Origin of the sequence: Spirabiliibacterium mucosae, assembly GCF_014884965.1 — a bacterium.
Taxonomy (GTDB): domain Bacteria; phylum Pseudomonadota; class Gammaproteobacteria; order Enterobacterales; family Pasteurellaceae; genus Spirabiliibacterium; species Spirabiliibacterium mucosae.
The window spans coordinates 1-19,142 of the sequence record NZ_JABTBO010000021.1 but is presented as its reverse complement, the minus strand read 5'-3'; the positions used below and the strand labels follow the sequence as shown (position 1 = coordinate 19,142).

The 19,142-nt window shown below is 50.1% G+C and carries 19 protein-coding genes and 2 pseudogenes; 14 read left to right on the top strand and 7 right to left on the bottom strand.

The window, feature by feature from the left end; translation table 11 throughout:
* Positions 1-9 precede the first annotated feature (9 nt).
* From HPC37_RS10980 to HPC37_RS08365, 4 genes and pseudogenes are all read right to left on the bottom strand, one after another.
* A pseudogene (locus tag HPC37_RS10980) lies at positions 10-875 on the bottom strand (uroporphyrinogen-III C-methyltransferase).
* 691 nt (positions 876-1,566) lie between these two features.
* Complete coding sequence (locus HPC37_RS08375) at positions 1,567-2,346, bottom strand: uroporphyrinogen-III synthase (RefSeq protein ID WP_208122702.1); 780 nt, start codon at positions 2,344-2,346, stop codon at positions 1,567-1,569.
* Between the two features lies 1 nt (position 2,347).
* Entirely contained in the window at positions 2,348-3,280 is a 933-nt protein-coding gene (gene hemC, locus HPC37_RS08370) for a hydroxymethylbilane synthase (protein WP_208122701.1), read from the bottom strand.
* A gap of 117 nt (positions 3,281-3,397) precedes the next feature.
* On the bottom strand, positions 3,398-4,132 hold the full coding sequence (locus HPC37_RS08365; RefSeq protein WP_208122700.1) for a glutathione peroxidase: 735 nt from the start codon (positions 4,130-4,132) through the stop codon (positions 3,398-3,400).
* A gap of 147 nt (positions 4,133-4,279) precedes the next feature.
* Here HPC37_RS08365 and oxyR point away from each other — a divergent pair, with 147 nt between their 5' ends.
* The 3 genes from oxyR (at position 4,280) to uhpC (ending at position 7,275) form a co-directional block, all read left to right on the top strand.
* Positions 4,280-5,185: a DNA-binding transcriptional regulator OxyR gene (gene oxyR / locus HPC37_RS08360; RefSeq protein ID WP_208122699.1), complete on the top strand. Its 906-nt coding sequence runs from the start codon at positions 4,280-4,282 to the stop codon at positions 5,183-5,185.
* A gap of 8 nt (positions 5,186-5,193) precedes the next feature.
* Positions 5,194-5,820: an HTH-type transcriptional repressor FabR gene (gene fabR, locus HPC37_RS08355; RefSeq protein ID WP_208122698.1), complete on the top strand. Its 627-nt coding sequence runs from the start codon at positions 5,194-5,196 to the stop codon at positions 5,818-5,820.
* A gap of 129 nt (positions 5,821-5,949) precedes the next feature.
* Positions 5,950-7,275 carry an MFS transporter family glucose-6-phosphate receptor UhpC gene (gene uhpC, locus HPC37_RS08350; protein WP_208122697.1) on the top strand — a complete coding sequence of 442 codons (1,326 nt, stop codon included), beginning with the start codon at positions 5,950-5,952 and terminating at the stop codon, positions 7,273-7,275.
* 30 nt (positions 7,276-7,305) lie between these two features.
* Here the strand turns inward: uhpC and HPC37_RS08345 are convergent, their stop codons facing one another.
* Positions 7,306-7,527, bottom strand: coding sequence for a SlyX family protein (locus HPC37_RS08345; protein ID WP_208122696.1), 222 nt, complete (start codon positions 7,525-7,527; stop codon positions 7,306-7,308).
* Between the two features lie 137 nt (positions 7,528-7,664).
* Between HPC37_RS08345 and fkpA the strand changes: the two genes are divergently transcribed.
* The 9 genes and pseudogenes from fkpA to tuf all read left to right on the top strand — a co-directional run bounded on the left by fkpA (position 7,665) and on the right by tuf (position 14,632).
* On the top strand, positions 7,665-8,354 hold the full coding sequence (fkpA, locus tag HPC37_RS08340) for an FKBP-type peptidyl-prolyl cis-trans isomerase (RefSeq protein ID WP_208122695.1): 690 nt from the start codon (positions 7,665-7,667) through the stop codon (positions 8,352-8,354).
* A 57-nt stretch (positions 8,355-8,411) separates the two neighbouring features.
* A complete protein-coding gene (locus HPC37_RS08335) occupies positions 8,412-9,080 on the top strand; it encodes a helix-turn-helix transcriptional regulator (RefSeq protein ID WP_208122694.1) in 669 nt (222 codons plus the stop codon).
* Positions 9,080-9,460, top strand: coding sequence for a sulfurtransferase complex subunit TusD (gene tusD, locus HPC37_RS08330; RefSeq protein WP_208122693.1), 381 nt, complete (start codon positions 9,080-9,082; stop codon positions 9,458-9,460). The genes HPC37_RS08335 and tusD overlap by 1 nt, the downstream gene beginning before the upstream one ends.
* The gene (gene tusC, locus HPC37_RS08325) at positions 9,457-9,819 is read left to right on the top strand and encodes a sulfurtransferase complex subunit TusC (protein ID WP_208122692.1); all 363 of its coding nucleotides are present in this window, start codon (positions 9,457-9,459) and stop codon (positions 9,817-9,819) included. The genes tusD and tusC overlap by 4 nt, the downstream gene beginning before the upstream one ends.
* A gap of 7 nt (positions 9,820-9,826) precedes the next feature.
* Positions 9,827-10,114 (top strand): DsrH/TusB family sulfur relay protein, encoded by a 288-nt coding sequence (locus tag HPC37_RS08320; protein ID WP_208122691.1) that lies wholly within the window; start codon positions 9,827-9,829, stop codon positions 10,112-10,114.
* A 128-nt stretch (positions 10,115-10,242) separates the two neighbouring features.
* A pseudogene (rpsL, locus tag HPC37_RS08315) lies at positions 10,243-10,616 on the top strand (30S ribosomal protein S12).
* 110 nt (positions 10,617-10,726) lie between these two features.
* The gene (gene rpsG, locus HPC37_RS08310) at positions 10,727-11,197 is read left to right on the top strand and encodes a 30S ribosomal protein S7 (RefSeq protein ID WP_208121149.1); all 471 of its coding nucleotides are present in this window, start codon (positions 10,727-10,729) and stop codon (positions 11,195-11,197) included.
* A gap of 86 nt (positions 11,198-11,283) precedes the next feature.
* Complete coding sequence (gene fusA, locus HPC37_RS08305; protein ID WP_208122690.1) at positions 11,284-13,389, top strand: elongation factor G; 2,106 nt, start codon at positions 11,284-11,286, stop codon at positions 13,387-13,389.
* A 58-nt stretch (positions 13,390-13,447) separates the two neighbouring features.
* The gene (gene tuf, locus HPC37_RS08300) at positions 13,448-14,632 is read left to right on the top strand and encodes an elongation factor Tu (RefSeq protein WP_208121241.1); all 1,185 of its coding nucleotides are present in this window, start codon (positions 13,448-13,450) and stop codon (positions 14,630-14,632) included.
* Between the two features lie 58 nt (positions 14,633-14,690).
* Here the strand turns inward: tuf and mazG are convergent, their stop codons facing one another.
* Both mazG and rpmE read right to left on the bottom strand, forming a co-directional pair.
* The gene (mazG, locus tag HPC37_RS08295; RefSeq protein ID WP_208122689.1) at positions 14,691-15,371 is read right to left on the bottom strand and encodes a nucleoside triphosphate pyrophosphohydrolase; all 681 of its coding nucleotides are present in this window, start codon (positions 15,369-15,371) and stop codon (positions 14,691-14,693) included.
* Between the two features lie 68 nt (positions 15,372-15,439).
* Positions 15,440-15,655, bottom strand: a complete 216-nt coding sequence (gene rpmE, locus HPC37_RS08290; RefSeq protein WP_208122688.1) for a 50S ribosomal protein L31 — start codon at positions 15,653-15,655, stop codon at positions 15,440-15,442.
* 194 nt (positions 15,656-15,849) lie between these two features.
* Here rpmE and priA point away from each other — a divergent pair, with 194 nt between their 5' ends.
* Positions 15,850-18,054, top strand: a complete 2,205-nt coding sequence (priA, locus tag HPC37_RS08285; protein WP_208122687.1) for a primosomal protein N' — start codon at positions 15,850-15,852, stop codon at positions 18,052-18,054.
* Positions 18,055-18,151: 97 nt separating this feature from the next.
* Positions 18,152-18,955 carry a cell division protein FtsN gene (gene ftsN / locus HPC37_RS08280; protein WP_208122686.1) on the top strand — a complete coding sequence of 268 codons (804 nt, stop codon included), beginning with the start codon at positions 18,152-18,154 and terminating at the stop codon, positions 18,953-18,955.
* The last annotated feature ends 187 nt before the right edge of the window (positions 18,956-19,142 follow it).

Below are 19,142 nucleotides of genomic sequence, written 5' to 3'. Positions count from 1 at the left end.
TGCCTCCTATCACTGTGCGCTGTCGGCAGGTTTTGGCTGCGCATCGTCAGCCGGTGCAGCCGGCGTGCTGTCACTTGCGCTGTCTGCTTTGCTATCACTGGCGCGCTCTGCAGGTGCTTTTTCATCGCTCGTCGCTTGTTCTTCTTTAGCGCTATCGGCCGCTTTGTCGTCATTTTTTGCGGCCGTAGCGGAGAGATTTTCTAACGCTGAGTTGTTGCGATTAAGCACGGTGCTGATGGTTTTCCACGCGTTGAGTTGCGCTGGTGCGTCGATATAAATCGATTGCTCTTTAAGTTGATCTACTTGTTGCAAGAACTGCTCAACCGAGGCATCTTCTGTGTCGAAATAGCTGCGAACCCAGGTGGCGACAGAGTCAAGAGATTGCTTGTACACCTCGTTTTGCTGGCGCGGCACGGCAGCTAAGGCAATTTGCAAGCTCATGCGGATATTTTCTTTAAGATAAATATCTTGATTGGGTGCCAAAAGCTCTGGTGTGTCTTTGTCTTTTTTGCTCACGCGGATAAAGTGATCCAAAAACGAGTTGGCGCTTTTTTCTAAATTTTCTGCCAGTCATCCACCGAGTCGCTGACATCCGCACTTTCGTTGTTTGGGTTGAGAGACAGCACTTTGAGGTTGTCCACTTGCGAGATGAGCAAGCTCAGTTTAGACATGATCAAATCTTGATCCACCTCGTTGAGGCTTTGCAATTGAGTGATGTCTTGGCTGATGGCGGAGCGAATGGCCACCGCTTGTGAACTTTGCACTTTTTCCAAGCTGGCGTTGGCGTCTTGCAGCAGGGAAATCACGGTATCCACATCGCCATCGAGCACCAGTTTACGCTGTGCGTTGCTGAGCAAAAAGTCAGCCTCCGACATCAACCAATCGCTGGCTTGGGTTTTGTTGTTGAAGCTTAGCTTATTGAGTTGGTTGCGCAGCTCTGCGTTTTGCGCTTTTTCCAATTCCACCGCGTCATTTAAGCTTTTGATTTGTGCGTTGGCCTGCTCAAGTTGATCGTGGGCTTGCGCCAGCGCTTGGGCTTGGGATTCTTGCGTTTGCTTAAGTTGTGAAAGGGCATTTTCAAGCTCACTGTTGGCCGCTTGGCTGACCGCACTTTGGCCGCCTTTTTGGCCTACGAGTTGATAAAGCTCATTGTATTTTTGCATGCCGAAATAATAGCCCGTGCCACCCACGCCAAGCGCAATCAAAATGGCCAACAGGGCAAGACCTTTGCCGCCGCCTGATTTTTCAGCTTTTGCGTTGTCGGCTTTTTTCGCTGCCTCTTTCGGCTCGACCACAGGCTTGGCTGCGTTGTCTTTAGCCGCAGTGTCTTTGGCTTTGTTCTCGGCCGGCTTGGCACTGAAGGTTTTGGCGCCGGTGAAGTCAGCTTTCTTCTCCGCGCGGTTGTCCGCATTATCCGCGCGCTTATTGTTATTGTTTTTCATATTTGGGCTGTTATTGCCCTTTGGCGCATCAGGCGTTGGCTTGTTTGGCGCAGCTGGCGCGTTGCCTTTGTTTTGCCCATCAATGGGTTGATTGCCACGATTAGTCGGCGTTTTCGAACTTTTATCACTCATATTCTACCTCATCACTGATGTTGTTCATTTTGAGCAAACGCAATGTTGCTAAAATCGACGCATTGTCCGCCCGTGCGCTGACAGCCACCTTGCGGCAGCCATATTCTTGCGCCTGCTGCGCGATGCGCGCACTGATTGTCACGAATTGTTGTTCCAATAACCAATTATGATGGTTTTTGCCAACAGATTCCACTAAATAACGTAAAATTTCGCCACTGGTCACAATAATTGTGCTGATGCCCGCGCGTTTCCACATATTCAGCTGCGCGGCCATGTCATATTCCAGTCCCACGCGCTGATAGGTTTGCACGTATTCCACCGCCACATCACGCTCACGCAGATGATTGGCGATAAGCTCACGCCCGCCATTGCCGCGCAAAATCAGCATTTTCTGCCCATCAAATTGGGCAAAGTGCGGTTGCGCGAGCAAGCCCTCGCTGCTCTCCTGTGGGAAAGGGTAATGCACGCCGTGTTCGCAGCACTCGCACAGCGCTTGCGCGGTTTTCGCCCCGACGGTGAAATAGCGCACGTCGTCACGCCAGCGCGCCCCGACATTGCAAAGTGCGGTATGAGCAAAGCGCACCGCACTTTGCGACACCGCCAGCACGCCATCGCCAGCATTAAGCTCACGCATGCGCGCAGGCAGCGCGTTGAGATCCGCGCCTGAGATAATCTCAATTAACGGCACGTGCAAGCTGGCAAAGCCGTTTTGGTTGAGCAGCTCGCACAGCGTTTTGCCCTTTTCACCCGGGCGGGTGACCAAAATCGCCATGTTAGTGCTCGCTAATGTAGGCTGCGTCCAGCAGCGTCTGCGCCCCTTGGGCGAGCAGGCTTTCCGCCAGTTGCACGCCGAGTTGCTCGGCTTGGGCAAACGGCGCAACCCCTTGGGCGCGCAGCAATGTGTCGCCGTTGACGGCGCCGACCAGCGCGCGCATTTGAATCTGTTCACCCACAATTTGCGCAAAACCCGCAATCGGCACTTGGCAGCCACCTTGCAAACGGGTGTTCATTGCCCGCTCAGCACGCACGCAAAGTGCGGTGTGCTCGTCTTGCAATGGGGCGAGCAGGGCGTTGAGCTGCGTATCATCAATACGCGTTTCAATCCCCAGCGCGCCTTGCCCAACGGCGGGCAAAATGTGCTCAGGTGGGATCACGCTGCGAATGCGCGCCTCCAGCCCCAAGCGCTTCAAGCCGCTGGCGGCAAGGATAATCGCATCAAACTCGCCAGCATCAAGCTTGCCGAGTCGGGTGCCCAAATTGCCGCGCAGGGATTTAATTTGTAAGTCAGGGCGCAGCGCTTTTAACTGCGCTTGCCGGCGCAGGCTGGAGGTGCCGACAACCGCACGTTGCGGCAGGGCATCGAGGCTGTCGTAGTGGTTAGACACAAAGGCATCATTGGGCACTTCCCGCGCGCAAATCACACTTAGCCCCAAGCCTTCAGGGAAGGCCATCGGCACATCTTTCATCGAGTGCACCGCCAAATCGGCGCGGCGCTCAAGCAGTGCGTGTTCAAGCTCTTTAACAAACAACCCCTTGCCGCCAATTTTGGCCAGTGGCGTGTCTAAAATCACATCGCCTTTGGTCACCATCGGCAATAATTCAACATTTAAGCCTGGGTGGAGCTGCTCTAACCGCACTTTGATATGTTCTGCTTGCCACAACGCCAGCGGGCTTTGGCGGGTGGCGATTTTGATGGTTTTTTGCATAGTCTTTAAAATCAAATGGATATTAGCCTTAGTCTACCACGTTCAGCGCGGGTTGTCAGGCAAGCGCGCGGCATAAAAAAACCGAGCCAAGGCTCGGTTTAAAAAGGCAAAGTGCGGTTATTTCGCTGCGAAATATTGCTCTAAATCATCGCTGCCGCCGATGTGTTTACCGCCGATAAACACTTGTGGCACAGTGTGGCGGCCGCTGATGGCGCGCAGGCTGACGGTGGTAGCGTCGTGGCCTAAGATGATTTCTTCATATTGCAATTTGTGGTCGATCAGCATTTGTTTCGCTTTCGCACAATATGGGCAACCAGGTTTGGTGAAAATCGCGATAGATTCTTGTGTTTTGTGATCCGGCGCGATGTATTTCAACATGGTGTCGGCGTCAGAAACTTTGAACGGATCGCCTGGCTCTTCCGGCTCGATGAACATTTTTTCAACCACGCCGTTTTTCACCAGCATGGAGTAGCGCCATGAACGTTTGCCAAAGCCCAGGTCCGCTTTTTCTACCAGCATACCCATGCCGTCAGTGAATTGGCCGTTGCCATCTGGGATAAAGCGGATGTGTTCTGCTTTTTCGTCTTCTTTCCACGCGTTCATCACGAAGGTATCGTTAACAGACACGACTAAAATGTCATCCACGCCGTGCTCTTTAAAGGTGGCGGCCAGCTCGTTGTAGCGTGGCAGGTGGCTTGATGAGCAAGTTGGGGTAAACGCACCTGGCAGTGAGAATACGATCACGGTGCGATTGTTGAATAATTCGTCGGTTGTCACATCCACCCATTGGTCGCCTTGGCGAGTGTGGAATGTTACGCTAGGGACTTTTTTGCCTTCCATTGACTGTAACATAATGTTCTCCTTATGTTGTAAAATAGGATTAAGATCAAAAATAAACACGCTGTTTATTAACTTGGCCTTGATTATAATTGCAAATCTATTATAGTTATAATCAATTAAGACAATTCTTTCAATCGTTTTTTTCTATGGAGTGCCGTTTTGAACATTCGTGATTTGGAATATTTGGTCGCGCTGTCGGAATTCAAACATTTTCGCAAAGCCGCTGATGCCTGCAACGTCAGCCAGCCAACGCTGAGCGGGCAAATTCGCAAGCTGGAGCAAGAATTGGGCATCTTATTATTAGAGCGCACCAGTCGCAAAGTGCTGTTCACCCAATCAGGCATGTTGCTGGTGGAGCAAGCGCGCAAAATTTTGCTCGAAGTGCAAATCTTCAAAGAAATGGCCAGCAATCAAGGCAAAGAGATGAGCGGCCCGCTGCACATTGGCGTGATCCCAACCTTGGGGCCTTATCTGCTGCCGTGCATGCTGCCTGTGTTAGAAAAAGACTTCCCTGAGCTTGAAACCTACCTTTATGAAGCGCAAACCCAAACCTTGCTGGATAAATTAGAAAGCGGCCAGCTCGATTGCGCGATTCTCGCACAAGTGCCCGAAACCGCGGGCTTTATTGAAGTGCCGATGTTCCAAGAGCCGATGCTGCTGGCTGTTGCACCCCAACACGCGTGGGCCAGACGTAAGCAAGTCAAACTCAATGAGCTTAAAGATCACGAAATTTTAATGCTCGACGACGGCCACTGCCTGCGCAATCAAACCATGGATTACTGCTTCACCGCCGGCGCGAAAGAAAACCAACACTTTCAAGCCACAAGCCTTGAAACCTTGCGCAACATGGTTGCCGCCAACACAGGCGTGACCTTGATGCCGAAACTGGCGATTTTAAACGAAGGCAAGCGCCGTGGCGTGAATTATATCCACTTTGAGCAGCCCCAGCCTTATCGCAATATTATTTTGGTTTATCGCCCAGGCTCGCCACTGCGCAGCCGCTATGAGCGCATCGCCAAAATTATCAAAAGTGCGGTCGAGCCCGTGCTGATGCAAGCGTTGTAGAGGTGGCTATGGGGGTTCGAGCGCAACAAAAAGAAAAAACACGCCGCGCCTTGATTGACGCCGCATTCAACCAGCTCAGTGCTGAAAAGAGCTTTTCAAACTTAAGCCTGCGTGAGGTGGCGCGCGAGGCGGGCATTGCGCCCACGTCGTTTTATCGCCACTTTCGCGATATGGACGAGCTGGGGCTAACTATGGTGGACGAAGCGGGGCTCATCTTGCGCCAGTTGATGCGCCAAGCGCGCAAGCGGATTGAAAAGGGCGGCAGCGTGATTGCCATTTCGGTGGAAACTTTTTTTGAATTCATCGCCGAGCGCCCGAATATGTTCCGCTTGCTGCTGCGTGAAAGCTCTGGCACCTCGCAGGCGTTTCGCACCGCCGCCGCGCGCGAGATCAAACACTTTGTCGACGAACTGGCGGAATACATCGCCCAACGCAACGATTTTTCTGACTATGTCGCCTATATCCAAGCTGAAGGCATGGTCACCATCGTCTTCACCGCCGGTGCCAACGCACTTGATATGAGTGCCAAAGAGCGCCTCGCGCTGCAAGAGCGCGTGACCTTGCAGCTCAAAATGCTCGCCCGCGGCGCCGTCCCGCTGCTCGGCGAACACGCCATGAGTGCTGCCAAAGCGTAGAAAATGAAATTAAAAGTGCGGTTTTGAACATAAAAATTGATTTATGTCACCTATCGCCCTTTTTGTTTTCGCTTTTGAAAAACGATAGCAGTACAATTTTTACTCCCAAATTAACATAAGGAGTAAGCTATGGGCGTATTTCGCGAAGCGCCGGATCTTCCTATTACTAAAAGCAAAGAAGAAATCGACAAAACCTACCGCTATTGGCGTATGCAGCTGATGATTGTCAGCTATATTGGCTACGCTGTATTTTATTTCACCCGCAAAGGGTTCAATTTTGTGATGCCAGCAATGCTGGCCGACCTCGGGCTTGAAAAAGCCGACATCGGGGTGATGGGCACCGCATTTTATCTCACCTACGGCTGTTCAAAATTTTTATCAGGTGTGTTAGGCGATCGCTCCAACCCACGCTACTTTATGGGCTTAGGGCTGATGGCCACAGGGGTCATCAACATCTTTTTTGGCATGAGCTCCTCAATTTTTATGTTCGTGACCTTATGGATGCTCAATGCGTTTTTCCAAGGCTGGGGCTGGCCACCGTGTGCGAAAATCCTTAACACCTGGTATTCGCGCAACGAACGCGGTGTGTGGTGGTCAATTTGGAACACCTCGCACAACCTCGGTGGTGCCGTGATTCCGCTGATTGCAGGTGCTGTCACCTTAGCCTATGGCTGGCGCTACGGCATGATTGTGCCAGGGATTATCGCCATTGTGGTGGGCCTTGGGCTGTGTGTTTTCTTGCGTGATCGCCCGCGTTCAATGGGCTTGCCGACCGTTGGCCAATGGCGCAACGACGAGGCGGAAAAACAGCACGAAAGTGAAGGCCAAGGGCTGTCCACCTGGGAGATTTTAAAAGGCTATGTATTTAAAAACCCGATCATCTGGGCGCTGGCGATTTCTTACGCGTTAGTGTATGTGGTGCGCACCGGCATCAATGACTGGGGTAACTTATACTTAACCGAAACACACGGCTACAACTTGTTGCAAGCCAACGCCAGTGTGAGCTTTTTTGAAGTGGGTGGATTTATTGGTGCCCTGTGCGCCGGCTGGGGTAGCGATAAATTATTCAAAGGCAACCGCACCCAAATGAACATCATCTATGTGGTGGGCATTATTTTGGTATCTTTAAGCTTGTGGTTGGCGCCAACCGACAGCAGCATTGTGATGTCAGCGCTGTTTTTCTTGATGGGCTTTTTCATCTTTGGGCCACAATTTTTGATTGCCATGGCCGCCGCTGAAAACTCACACAAATCCGCAGCAGGCGCATCAACAGGCTTTGTCAGCTTGTTCGCCTACATTGGTGCAGCGGTGGCGGGTTTGCCGTTGTCGTTAGTGATTGAGCATTTCAAATGGAATGGCTTTTTCGGCACCTTATTTATGATTTCACTGCTGTGTGCCATTTTGCTGATTTTGGTTTATCTCTTGCAACGCAAGAAGAACAAAGCTTTAGCTTAATACCACTCAAGGCTGCCACTGGCAGCCTTTTTAATAATGCGGCGGTGGGGTTTCTTCGCTCATGGAGGCGATGTTGCTCGGTTGCAAATCGGTGATTTTTTGCGCAAGCAACCGCACTTGCTGTTGCAGTTTGTCGAGGGCAAATTGCTGGGTGATGAGTGCTTGATTGAGATCGTCAATCAACCCTTCTTGAAAGGTGATTTTGGTTTCAAGCTCGGCAATGCGGTTTAATAAGTCGTGGTTATTCATCATTATTTTAAAAAGTAAAAAATTTTGCAAACACTTTAAACTATTCCCTGTCAAAGATATAGTGTAAGATACACAAATTATGTTTTAACCTCGTTTAAGGGCACAGTTATGCTAAATAAAAATTATCTCTCGTCACCGTGATGATCGCAAGTGCGGTGGCAGGTTCTGCGTTTGCAGCCGACAACGCCAAAGACAGCGCGTTTGTGGCGGATTCTTCTTATGCCGTGGGCGCATTGATGAGCAAGCAAATGCAACAAATCATCGAAAGCCAAAAAGACTTGGTCAACTACAACAAAGATGAAATGCTCAAAGGTTTCACCGAAACCTTCAACGGCAAAGGCAAATTTGACGACAAACAACTCGGTGAGCAATTGACTAAGCTAGATAATCTGTTGAAAGAAAAAACACAAGCCAAAATTGAAGCCGACGCCAAAGCCGCTGAAGAGCAAGGGGCGAAATTCCGCGCCGAATACGCTAAAAAAGACGGCGTGAAACAAACTAAATCAGGCTTGTTGTATAAAATCGAAAAAGCCGGCAGCGGTGATGCTGTCAGCCCTGAAGACACAGTGAAAGTGCACTACAAAGGCACATTGATCAATGGTGAAGAATTTGACAGCTCCTACAAACGTGGCGAGCCGGTGGAATTCCAACTCAACAAATTGGTTAAAGGCTGGGTGGAAGGCATCCCGATGATCAAAAAAGGCGGCAAAATCGAGCTCGTGTTGCCACCTGAATTGGGCTACGGCGCGCAAGCCACAGGCTCCATTCCACCAAACTCCACCTTGGTGTTTGAGATTGAATTGTTGGATGTGAAAAAAGCGAAAAAATAATCTCGCTCACAAGGCAGGGTGCGCCCTGCCTTTGTCTTTTTTATAATAATGATAACTATGCAAACGGATAACGCTTTTACCGCGCAAGATCACGCTATTCTCAACTCCTATGCCGCCGTCGTCGACGGGCTGGCGGCGCTGATTGGCGAGCATTGTGAGATTGTCTTGCACTCTCTTGAGGACTTACAACACTCGGCGGTCTACATCGCCAACGGGCACAACACCAATCGCAAAGTCGGCTCACCGATTACCGATTTGGCGCTCAGCTCGCTGCACCATATGCAAACGGATAATGTCTCCAAGCCTTATTTCACCCGCGCCAAAGGCAATGCGCTGATGAAATCGGTCACGATTGCTATTCGCAATCCGCAGCAGCGCATTATCGGGCTGTTGTGTATCAACATGAACCTCGACGCGCCGTTGTCGCAATTTTTGCAAGCCTTGGTGCCAACGCAAACGCAGCCAGAGCTGACGGGGCCGGTGAATTTTGCCAACTCGGTGGAAGATTTGGTGGCACAAACCATTGAGCACACCATTGATGAAATCAATGCCGACGCCAGCGTGGCGAACAACAGCAAAAACAAGCAAATTGTGTATGCGCTGTTTGAAAAAGGCATTTTTGACATCAAAGACGCCATTCACCAAGTGGCCGACCGGCTGGATATTTCGCGCCACACGGTTTATCTCTACATTCGCCAAATCAAACAAGACGACACGGAGCTCTGATGCGCTACGTGTTGCAAGTCACCCAATCGCCCAACGTGGGCACAGGCAATGCCTTGGCGTTGGCCTTTGCCACAGAATTGCTCAAGTGCGGTCACGAGATTGCGCAGGTGTTTTTCTATGGCGAGGGCGTGTTGACGGGCAACGCCTTGAATTATCCTGCCAATGACGAGCCGAATTTGACCGCGCAGTGGCAGGCGTTCGCCGAAAAACATCAAGTGCGGTTGAACTTGTGCATTGCCGCGGCGCAACGTCGGGGCGTGGTGAACTCTGACAGCAGCGCTAGCGGGCAGGCGAGCAACCTCGCACCGCACTTTGAGCTGGCAGGCCTGGCGGATTTTATCCAAGCCACGCTGCAAGCCGACAGGGTGGTGACGTTATGATCAAACTGGCGATTGTGTTCACCCACAGCCCTTTTGAAAGTGCGGCCTCGCGTGAGGGGCTTGACGCAGTGCTTGCCGCCACGGCCTTTTTAGAGCCTGAGGAGCTGGCGGTGTTTTTCCAAGGCCGCGGCGTGCTGAACATCAAGTGCGGTCAAACGCCAAGTGATATTGGCCAGCTAGATTTTTTAAAACGCTTTAAATTGCTCACTCTTTATGAAATTGAGCAATGCTACGTTTGCGCGGATGCAATGCAGGATTGGGCGCTCACCACAGATGATTTATTGCTTGACTGCTCAGTGCTTACGCGCGCAGATTACACCGCCAAACTGCAAAGTGCGGTCAAGATCTTAACCTTTTGAGGTGGCGATGTTATACACTTTCTCGAAATCCCATTACCCCGAAGATGAACTCGCGCGCATTCTCGCCCACCTCCGCGCCGATGACGCCGTGCTGTTGTGGCAAGAGGGCGTGATGTTAGCACAGACGCACCGCACTTTATTGATCTCACTTAACATCCCGTGTTATGCGTTGGCGCAAGATATCAAGGCGCGCAACCTGAGTGCACTTTTCACCACACTGCCCGCGATTGAGCCAATCGGCCTGGCTGAGCTGGTGCGTGTGAGCGAGCAGTTCTACCCACAGCTGGCGCTGTGAGCATAAACCCCCCGATTAAACTTGACATCACAGGTTGCAAAGACTACAATTTGGCGTCCATCTTGTATAAGGTGGTGGATTTTTATACATTCTATTTATGAATAATTATTAAAACTGGAGCTTTTTTAATGGCAACTATCAACCAGCTAGTACGCAAACCGCGTGTGAAGAAGGTTGTAAAAAGCGCCGTTCCTGCGTTGCAAGCTTGCCCGCAGAAACGTGGCGTGTGTACTCGTGTGTACACTACTACACCTAAAAACCTAACTCAGCACTACGTAAAGTTTGTCGTATTCGTTTAACTAACGGTTATGAAGTAACTTCATACATCGGTGGTGAAGGCCACAACCTTCAAGAGCACAGCGTTGTGCTTATTCGTGGTGGTCGTGTGAAAGACTTACCAGGTGTGCGTTATCACACCGTTCGCGGCGCATTAGACTGTGCAGGCGTGAAAGATCGTAAACAAGGTCGTTCTAAATACGGCGTGAAGAAACCTAAAGCTTAATGGACTCCGTTAAGTAAGGCCAAACGTAATATTTTAGCAACCTATTAATATCACCAGACTCCAGTAACAAAGAGTTTTGGGTAACCTGAAGAAAAATACGGAGAAATGCCATGCCACGTCGTCGTGTGATTGGTCAACGCAAGATCCTTCCAGATCCAAAGTTCGGATCAGAATTGCTTGCAAAATTTATTAATGTATTAATGGTAGATGGTAAAAAATCTATCGCAGAAAAAATCGTGTACAGTGCGCTAGATACACTAGCAGAACGCACTGGTAAAGAACATTTAGATGCGTTTGAAGCAGCGCTTGACAATGTTCGTCCAACCGTTGAGGTGAAATCTCGTCGTGTTGGTGGTTCAACCTACCAAGTGCCGGTGGAAGTTCGTCCGGTGCGTCGTAATGCCTTGGGTATGCGTTGGATCGTTGAAGCTGCGCGTAAACGTGGTGACAAATCCATGGCTTTGCGCCTAGCAAATGAGCTGTCTGACGCAGCAGATAACAAAGGTGCCGCAGTGAAAAAACGTGAAGACGTTCACCGCATGGCTGAAGCAAACAAAGCGTTTGCGCATTACCGTTGGTAATACCGCACTTTTGTGTAATCGATACGCAGGCTGTATAATGGCCTGCGTAACAGAATTTTTTCAACGCCTAACGAGAGGAAATAATCGTGGCTAGAACTACTCCCATTGAGCGCTATCGTAACATCGGTATCAGTGCTCACATCGACGCAGGTAAAACAACGACCACTGAGCGTATTTTGTTCTATACTGGGATAAGCCATAAAATTGGTGAGGTGCATGATGGCGCCGCGACCATGGACTGGATGGAACAAGAGCAAGAGCGTGGTATCACAATTACCTCTGCGGCTACAACGGCATTCTGGAGCGGAATGTCAAACCAATTCCCACAACACCGTATCAACATTATCGATACCCCAGGACACGTTGACTTTACTATCGAAGTAGAACGTTCAATGCGTGTACTTGACGGTGCGGTGATGGTTTACTGTGCGGTTGGTGGTGTACAACCTCAATCTGAAACTGTATGGCGCCAAGCTAACAAATATCACGTGCCGCGTATCGCGTTCGTGAACAAAATGGACCGTACAGGTGCAAACTTCCTACGTGTGGTTGAGCAAATCAAAACCCGCTTAGGCGGTACTGCTGTGCCAATTCAATTGCCAATCGGCGCAGAAGACAACTTCAAAGGTGTGGTTGATCTGTTAAAAATGAAAGCGATCAACTGGAATGAAGCCGACCAGGGTATGACATTCACCTATGAAGACATTCCTGCTGAATTGCAAGAGTTGGCCGATGAATGGCACCAAAACTTGATCGAATCAGCGGCAGAAGCCTCTGAAGAGTTGATGGAAAAATACCTCGGCGGTGAAGATTTGACTGAAGAAGAGATCAAATCGGCTATCCGTACCCGTGTATTGAACAACGAAATTATTTTGGTCACTTGTGGTTCAGCCTTTAAAAACAAAGGTGTACAAGCCATGCTTGACGCGGTTGTTGATTACCTGCCAGCACCAACTGATGTGCCTGCAATCAAAGGTATCAACCCAGATGAAACAGAAGGCGAGCGTCACGCAAGCGATGACGAGCCATTTGCGGCATTGGCGTTTAAAATCGCAACCGACCCATTTGTGGGTAACTTGACCTTCTTCCGTGTTTACTCTGGTGTGGTTAACTCAGGTGATACTGTGTTGAACTCGGTGAAAGATAAACGCGAACGTTTTGGTCGTATCGTACAGATGCACGCCAACAAACGTGATGAAATCAAAGAAGTTCGCGCAGGCGATATCGCCGCTGCGATCGGCTTGAAAGATGTGGGTACTGGTGACACATTGTGTTCACAAGATGCGCCAATCATCCTTGAGCGTATGGAATTCCCAGATCCCGTCATCGCGGTTGCGGTTGAACCTAAAACCAAAGCTGACCAAGAGAAAATGGGTATCGCACTTAGCCGTTTGGCGCAAGAAGATCCTTCTTTCCGTGTTCACACTGACGAAGAATCGGGTGAAACCATTATCTCTGGTATGGGTGAATTGCACTTAGACATCATCGTTGACCGTATGCGTCGTGAGTTTAAAGTGGAAGCGAACGTTGGTAAACCACAAGTGGCTTACCGTGAAACTATCCGCACCGCTGTGAACGATGTTGAAGGTAAACACGCAAAACAATCTGGTGGTCGTGGTCAATATGGTCACGTAGTGATCGATATGTACCCACTGGATCCAGAAGGCCCAGGCTACGAATTCGTCAACGAAATCAAAGGTGGTGTAATCCCTGGTGAATACATCCCAGCGGTTGATAAAGGTATCCAAGAGCAATTGAAATCAGGCCCATTAGCGGGCTACCCTGTGGTTGATTTGGGTGTTCGTTTGCACTTTGGTTCATACCATGATGTTGACTCCTCTGAATTGGCGTTTAAATTGGCCGCTTCACTTGCGTTCAAAGCCGGTTTTGCGAAAGCAAACCCTGTATTGCTTGAACCAATCATGAAAGTGGAAGTGGAAACACCAGAAGAGTACATGGGTGATGTGATCGGTGACTTGAACCGTCGTCGTGGTCTGGTTGAAGGCATGGAAGATTTAGGCCTTGCGAAAATCGTTCGCGCACAAGTGCCATTGTCTGAAATGTTTGGCTATGCAACTGACCTGCGTTCACAAACTCAAGGTCGTGCGTCATATTCAATGGAACCATTGAAATATGCTGAAGCACCATCTAGCGTTGCAAGTGCTGTAATTGAAGCGCGCAAAGCAAAATAATTTTGTTAACCAAACCGTAGGCCTTCGGGCTTACGGTCACACATAAGGAAACTTAATCGTGTCTAAAGAAAAATTTGAACGTACAAAACCGCACGTTAACGTGGGAACAATCGGCCACGTTGACCATGGTAAAACAACTTTGACTGCTGCTATCACAACTGTATTGTCTAAAAAATACGGTGGTGCAGCACGTGCATTTGACCAAATCGATAACGCGCCAGAAGAAAAAGCGCGTGGTATCACCATCAACACTTCACACGTTGAATACGATACTCCAACTCGCCACTACGCCCACGTTGACTGCCCAGGACACGCCGACTATGTTAAAAACATGATCACTGGTGCTGCGCAAATGGACGGCGCAATCCTCGTGGTTGCTGCAACTGACGGCCCAATGCCACAAACTCGTGAGCACATCTTGTTAGGCCGCCAAGTAGGCGTTCCATACATCATCGTGTTCTTGAACAAATGTGACATGGTTGATGACGAAGAATTGTTAGAGTTGGTTGAAATGGAAGTGCGTGAACTTCTTTCTCAATACGACTTCCCAGGTGACGATTGCCCAATCGTGCGCGGCTCTGCTTTGAAAGCATTGGAAGGCGACGCTGAGTGGGAAGAAAAAATCGTTGAACTGGCAAACCACCTTGACACCTACATCCCAGAACCAGAGCGTGCGGTTGACCAACCATTCTTGTTGCCAATCGAAGACGTATTCTCAATCTCTGGTCGTGGTACTGTAGTAACAGGCCGTGTTGAACGTGGTATCATCCGCACTGGTGACGAAGTTGAAATCGTGGGTATCAAACCAACTGCGAAAACAACCGTAACTGGCGTTGAAATGTTCCGTAAATTGCTTGACGAAGGTCGTGCAGGTGAAAACATCGGTGCCTTGTTGCGTGGTACAAAACGTGAAGAAATCGAACGTGGTCAAGTATTGGCTAAACCAGGTTCAATCACACCACACACTGATTTTGAATCAGAAGTGTACGTATTGTCTAAAGATGAAGGTGGCCGTCATACTCCATTCTTCAAAGGCTACCGTCCACAATTCTACTTCCGTACAACTGACGTAACCGGTACTATCGAGTTACCAGAAGGCGTAGAAATGGTCATGCCAGGCGACAACATCAAAATGACTGTTAGCCTGATCCACCCAATCGCGATGGACCAAGGCTTACGCTTTGCGATTCGTGAAGGTGGCCGCACAGTCGGCGCTGGCGTTGTAGCCAAAATCATCAAATAATTGATGCTGAATAAAAAGGGCGATTCACTCGCCCTTTTTTGTTGCCTGAAACCGCACTTTAGGTTTTCTGTTCCGCCTCGCGTGCGGCTTTTTCTCGCCGATCGTTTTCATCTCGCAGTAGGCTTTCTGCTTTCAAGCCAGATTGTCGGCATAATCCCACCACTGCATAGAGCAGTTGGCCTAATGCTTCGCTGTCTTGTGCGTTGCCTTGTAGGTTGTGGAGAAGTTGCACACTGTGTGACATCAAATCCGCGCGGCTTGGCGTGTCGGCATCCAATTTAGCGATGCGTTTTTGCAGTTTTTCGGCGCGCAGCAAGGCAGGCAGAGCGCGGGGGATGTCGTCAAGCAGTGAAAATTGCTTTTTCTTTAATCGCTCTTGCGCTTTTTGCGCTTCCCAGTTTTTCAGTGCCTCTTCACCGTTTTGCGCTTGTTGTTCGCCAAACACGTGCGGGTGGCGGAAGACGAGCTTCTCGTTGAGATTATTCACCACGGCTTCAAAATCAAATTGCTTATCTTCAGCAGCTAGTTGGCTTAAAAAGATCACTTGCAATAACAGATCGCCGAGCTCTTCACGCATTGCGCGAAAATCAGGCTCTTGCAAGGTTTCCACCACCTCGTAGCTTTCTTCTAACACATTGGGGATCATGCTTTGATAGGTTTGCTCCAAATCCCATGGGCAGCCGCCGTTGGGGTTGCGCAGCTGGCGCATAATGTCCACTAATCGATCAATTGCGTGCATACGTTCTCCTTGATAATAAAAAACCGAGCATAAGCTCGGTTTGAGAAAGATAAAAGTGCGGTCACCACTTATTTTTTAGAACCAGGAATGCTGAAACGTTTGTTGAAACGCTCTACACGACCGCCAGTGTCCACTACACGTTGTTTACCTGTGTAGAATGGGTGACAAACACCGCATACGTCCAGGTTAATATCGTGCCCCACAGTGGAACGAACTTTAATCACGTTACCGCAAGAACACGTTGCAGTCACTTCTTTATATTCTGGATGAATACCTTGTTTCATAGAAAACCTCAATGTGAAGCCATATCGCTATCGGATCAACTGCCCGACACCATATGTATTAATCAAGTGCAAATCGCACAACCTTGTATTTAAGGCGGTGAATTATACAAAATAAAACGCTTGTTCGCAACTTTATTTGCAAAGTGCGGTTTGAGAAAAGATCGGCTATACTTGAGGCGAAAATAAGGAGAGCTATGCCAACCCTCGTGCGCACCGTGCTGGCCATGCCGCTGGCAAAAACATTCGATTATTTTGCTCCTGATGACACGCCCATTGCCATCGGTGCGCGCGTGCGCGTGCCTTTTGGGCGGCAAACCCGCACCGCGATCGTGATCGAAAAGCCAGCACAAACGGCGATTGCGCAAGACAAACTCAAAGTGCTGTGCGAGGTGCTAGATGATAAGCCAATTTTCACTGATGAGTTATTTGCACTCCTGCACTGGGCGGCGCGTTATTATCACGTCGGCCTAGGTGAGGTGTTGTTTCAAGCGCTGCCGGCAAAATTGCGCGCCGGCGAGCAGGATGCGTTGACGCCGAGCGTGGTTTACCGCCTCACTCCCGCGGGGCAAACCGCACTTTGTGATGATGCGTTAGGCCGTGCGCAAAAGCAAAAAGCACTGCTTGCGCACTTGGCCAAGGCGCCAGAACAGACATTGCCCGCGCAGGCGATTGAGGCGAGTGCGGCAGTGCTGCGCGCATTGCTGGAAAAGGGCTATGTAGAAAAGTGCCAACAACAGCCCTCCCTCACGCCTTGGCAAACCGCACTTTCAGCCCAGTGGCTGGCGACAGAGAACAAACCGCGGCTGAATAAAGGGCAAGCGCTGGCCGTTAATGCTATTGTGATGGCCAAAGGGCACACCACTTGGCTGCTTGACGGCATCACAGGTTCAGGTAAAACAGAGGTGTACCTGCAAGCAATCGAGGCGCAGCTGAGTCAAGGCAAGCAAGTTTTATTACTCGTGCCCGAAATCGGCTTAACCCCGCAGCTGGTGCGCAGCGTTGAGCAGCGCTTTAACGTGCCGATTGATGTGTTGCATTCAAGCCTGACGGATCTGCAACGTTTCAGTGCCTGGAAAAGAGCAAAGTGCGGTGCCAGCAGCATTGTGATTGGCACGCGCTCGGCGCTATTTACGCAATTTCACGATCTTGGCTTGATCATCGTCGATGAAGAGCACGACGCGTCCTATAAACAACAAGACAGCCAGTGGCGATATCATGCTCGCGACATGGCCGTGGTGCGGGCGCGCAAGCTTGGCATCCCGATTATCCTCGGCAGTGCCACCCCAAGTTTGGAGAGCTTAGCCAATGTTGAAAAAGGCAAATATCGCCATCTCCAACTCGACCGCCGCGCCATCAGCACCCATGCGTTGTTGCAGCAAATCATAAATTTGAAAAATCAGCCACTCAAAGCAGGCATTTCGCCCAAACTTGAGCAACTGATGCGCCGCCATTTGGCGCAGGGCAATCAAGTGCTGCTGTTTCTTAACCGCCGCGGCTTTGCGCCTGTGATGCTCTGCCATGAATGCGGCCACATCGAACAGTGCCACCAATGCGACAGGCCTTATACTTATCACCAACATGCGCGCCATTTGCGCTGCCATCACTGTGGCATTCAGCGCGCCGTGCCTAAGCAGTGCCCAAAGTGCGGTTCGAGCCATTTGATCACAACAGGCGTGGGCACCGAGCAGCTTGAGCAGGCGCTGGCTGAGCATTTCCCTGAATTTAAGGCGGTGCGCATTGACCGCGACAGCACGGCGCGTAAAGGCAGCCTCGAGGCGCATCTGCGCACGATTAAATCCAAACAGAGCCAGATTTTAATCGGCACGCAAATGTTGGCCAAAGGGCATCACTTCCCAGATGTCACCTTGGTGGCGCTGCTTAACATCGACGGCGCGCTATTCTCGCAAGATTTCCGCAGCGAAGAGCGCCTTGCCCAGCTCTATGTGCAAGTGGCAGGCCGTGCCGGCCGCGGTGTTCAAGCCGGTGAAGTGGTGCTGCAAACTCATTTTCCGCAGCATCCGCTGCTGCAAACATTGCTCGCCGAAGGCTACCGCGCGTTTGCTCAACAAGCACTACACTTGCGATTACAGCTCGGCTTGCCGCCGTATGCAGGCCAAGCGCTGTTCAAAACCCGCAGCAAAAATAGCCAAAGTGCGGTTGATTACCTCCACCGCGTGGCCCAGTTTGTGCATCAGCAAGGGCTTGCCGGCGTGCAAATTCTCGGGCCTATTGAGGGGCTCCACCCGAAAAAAGCAGGCTTTTACCACTGGCAATTGCTGCTGCAACACCCCTCCAAAGTCGCACTGCAGCAACTACTCGACACCCTCGCGCAGGCGCAGATTGAACCGCCAAGCAACATCCATTGCATTGTCGATGTTGACCCGCTCGATTTCAGCTAAGCGGGAATATTTTGCATTGATACTAGGCAATAGCGCCTTTTTTGAGTAAAATTCTTAACTTAGTATTCATTTTAAAGTTGATCAAAAGGTTATCATCGTGGTTCAGCGAGATTACGCCGCCAGAGGCAGAACGAGAAAGAAAAAGCACGCGCCAGTGAACAAAACGCTATTGCTGATAATATTATTGGGTATCGTGGCTGCGTTTGCCGCGGGGCTGTTCTTGCTGAAAGAAAAGTCAACCGAAAGTGGTGTGGCGCTGCCACCGGCTGAAAGTGCGGTTGAAGAGCAGCCAAAAAGCACGCTGCCAAGCCGCCCTGAAGAGGTGTGGAGCTATATTCGCGATTTGGAAACGCGTGAAATTCCAATTGAGGATATGCCAAAAGACACCAGCAAAATTCAAAATCTCACCGAAGAGCAAAAGCAGATCCTAAAAATGCTTGAGCGGGATCAACCTGTGGCAAATGTGCCAAAAGTAGAAAAACCGCAAGAGCAAACGATCAAAGAGCAAAAAGTTGACAAAAAACCGCCACAAGTGGTTGAAAAACCGGTGGTGGTCGATAAGCCACAGCCAAAAGGGGTGGTGGTCACTGAAGCCAAATCCAGCAAAGCGGAGAAAAAGGCCGCACCAAGCGAGAAGAAACCTGCCAATGAAAGTGCTCCACCAAGCGCAGAAGCCACCGCCAGCAAAGGCAAATTTGGCCTGCAATGTGGCGCGTTTAAAAATCGCCAACAAGCTGAAAATCTACAAGCTAAACTGGTGATGTCAGGCTTTAACGCCCGCACCGCAGTGAGCGCAAACTGGACGCGTGTTTTCATCGGGCCGGTAGGCGATCGCAACGCTGCAAAAGCGGAGCTTAACCGCGCCAAAGCTGTGGCGACCTGCGTGGTTGTGGCGATGTAATCAACAATAAAAGTGCGGTTTGCCAGCAAGTTGGCGATAAAAACCGCACTTAATTATTTTTTGTGAAAAAAACACTTGCCAAAGTTTTGCTAGGCTCTATAATTCGCACCCACTGACGCACAGCAATGCAAAGTGCGGTCAGAAAAGATCACAAAGTTGAAAAAACTACTTGATCTCAGGCGAGAAG

Coding starts and splice junctions, on each gene's coding strand:
- HPC37_RS08375 (WP_208122702.1), bottom strand. CDS start 2,346: ATGGCGATTTTGGTCACCCGCCCGGGTGAAAAGGGCAAAACGCTGTGC.
- hemC (WP_208122701.1), bottom strand. CDS start 3,280: ATGCAAAAAACCATCAAAATCGCCACCCGCCAAAGCCCGCTGGCGTTG.
- HPC37_RS08365 (WP_208122700.1), bottom strand. CDS start 4,132: ATGTTACAGTCAATGGAAGGCAAAAAAGTCCCTAGCGTAACATTCCAC.
- fabR (WP_208122698.1), top strand. CDS start 5,194: ATGGGGGTTCGAGCGCAACAAAAAGAAAAAACACGCCGCGCCTTGATT.
- uhpC (WP_208122697.1), top strand. CDS start 5,950: ATGGGCGTATTTCGCGAAGCGCCGGATCTTCCTATTACTAAAAGCAAA.
- HPC37_RS08345 (WP_208122696.1), bottom strand. CDS start 7,527: ATGATGAATAACCACGACTTATTAAACCGCATTGCCGAGCTTGAAACC.
- fkpA (WP_208122695.1), top strand. CDS start 7,665: ATGATCGCAAGTGCGGTGGCAGGTTCTGCGTTTGCAGCCGACAACGCC.
- HPC37_RS08335 (WP_208122694.1), top strand. CDS start 8,412: ATGCAAACGGATAACGCTTTTACCGCGCAAGATCACGCTATTCTCAAC.
- tusD (WP_208122693.1), top strand. CDS start 9,080: ATGCGCTACGTGTTGCAAGTCACCCAATCGCCCAACGTGGGCACAGGC.
- tusC (WP_208122692.1), top strand. CDS start 9,457: ATGATCAAACTGGCGATTGTGTTCACCCACAGCCCTTTTGAAAGTGCG.
- HPC37_RS08320 (WP_208122691.1), top strand. CDS start 9,827: ATGTTATACACTTTCTCGAAATCCCATTACCCCGAAGATGAACTCGCG.
- rpsG (WP_208121149.1), top strand. CDS start 10,727: ATGCCACGTCGTCGTGTGATTGGTCAACGCAAGATCCTTCCAGATCCA.
- mazG (WP_208122689.1), bottom strand. CDS start 15,371: ATGCACGCAATTGATCGATTAGTGGACATTATGCGCCAGCTGCGCAAC.
- rpmE (WP_208122688.1), bottom strand. CDS start 15,655: ATGAAACAAGGTATTCATCCAGAATATAAAGAAGTGACTGCAACGTGT.
- priA (WP_208122687.1), top strand. CDS start 15,850: ATGCCAACCCTCGTGCGCACCGTGCTGGCCATGCCGCTGGCAAAAACA.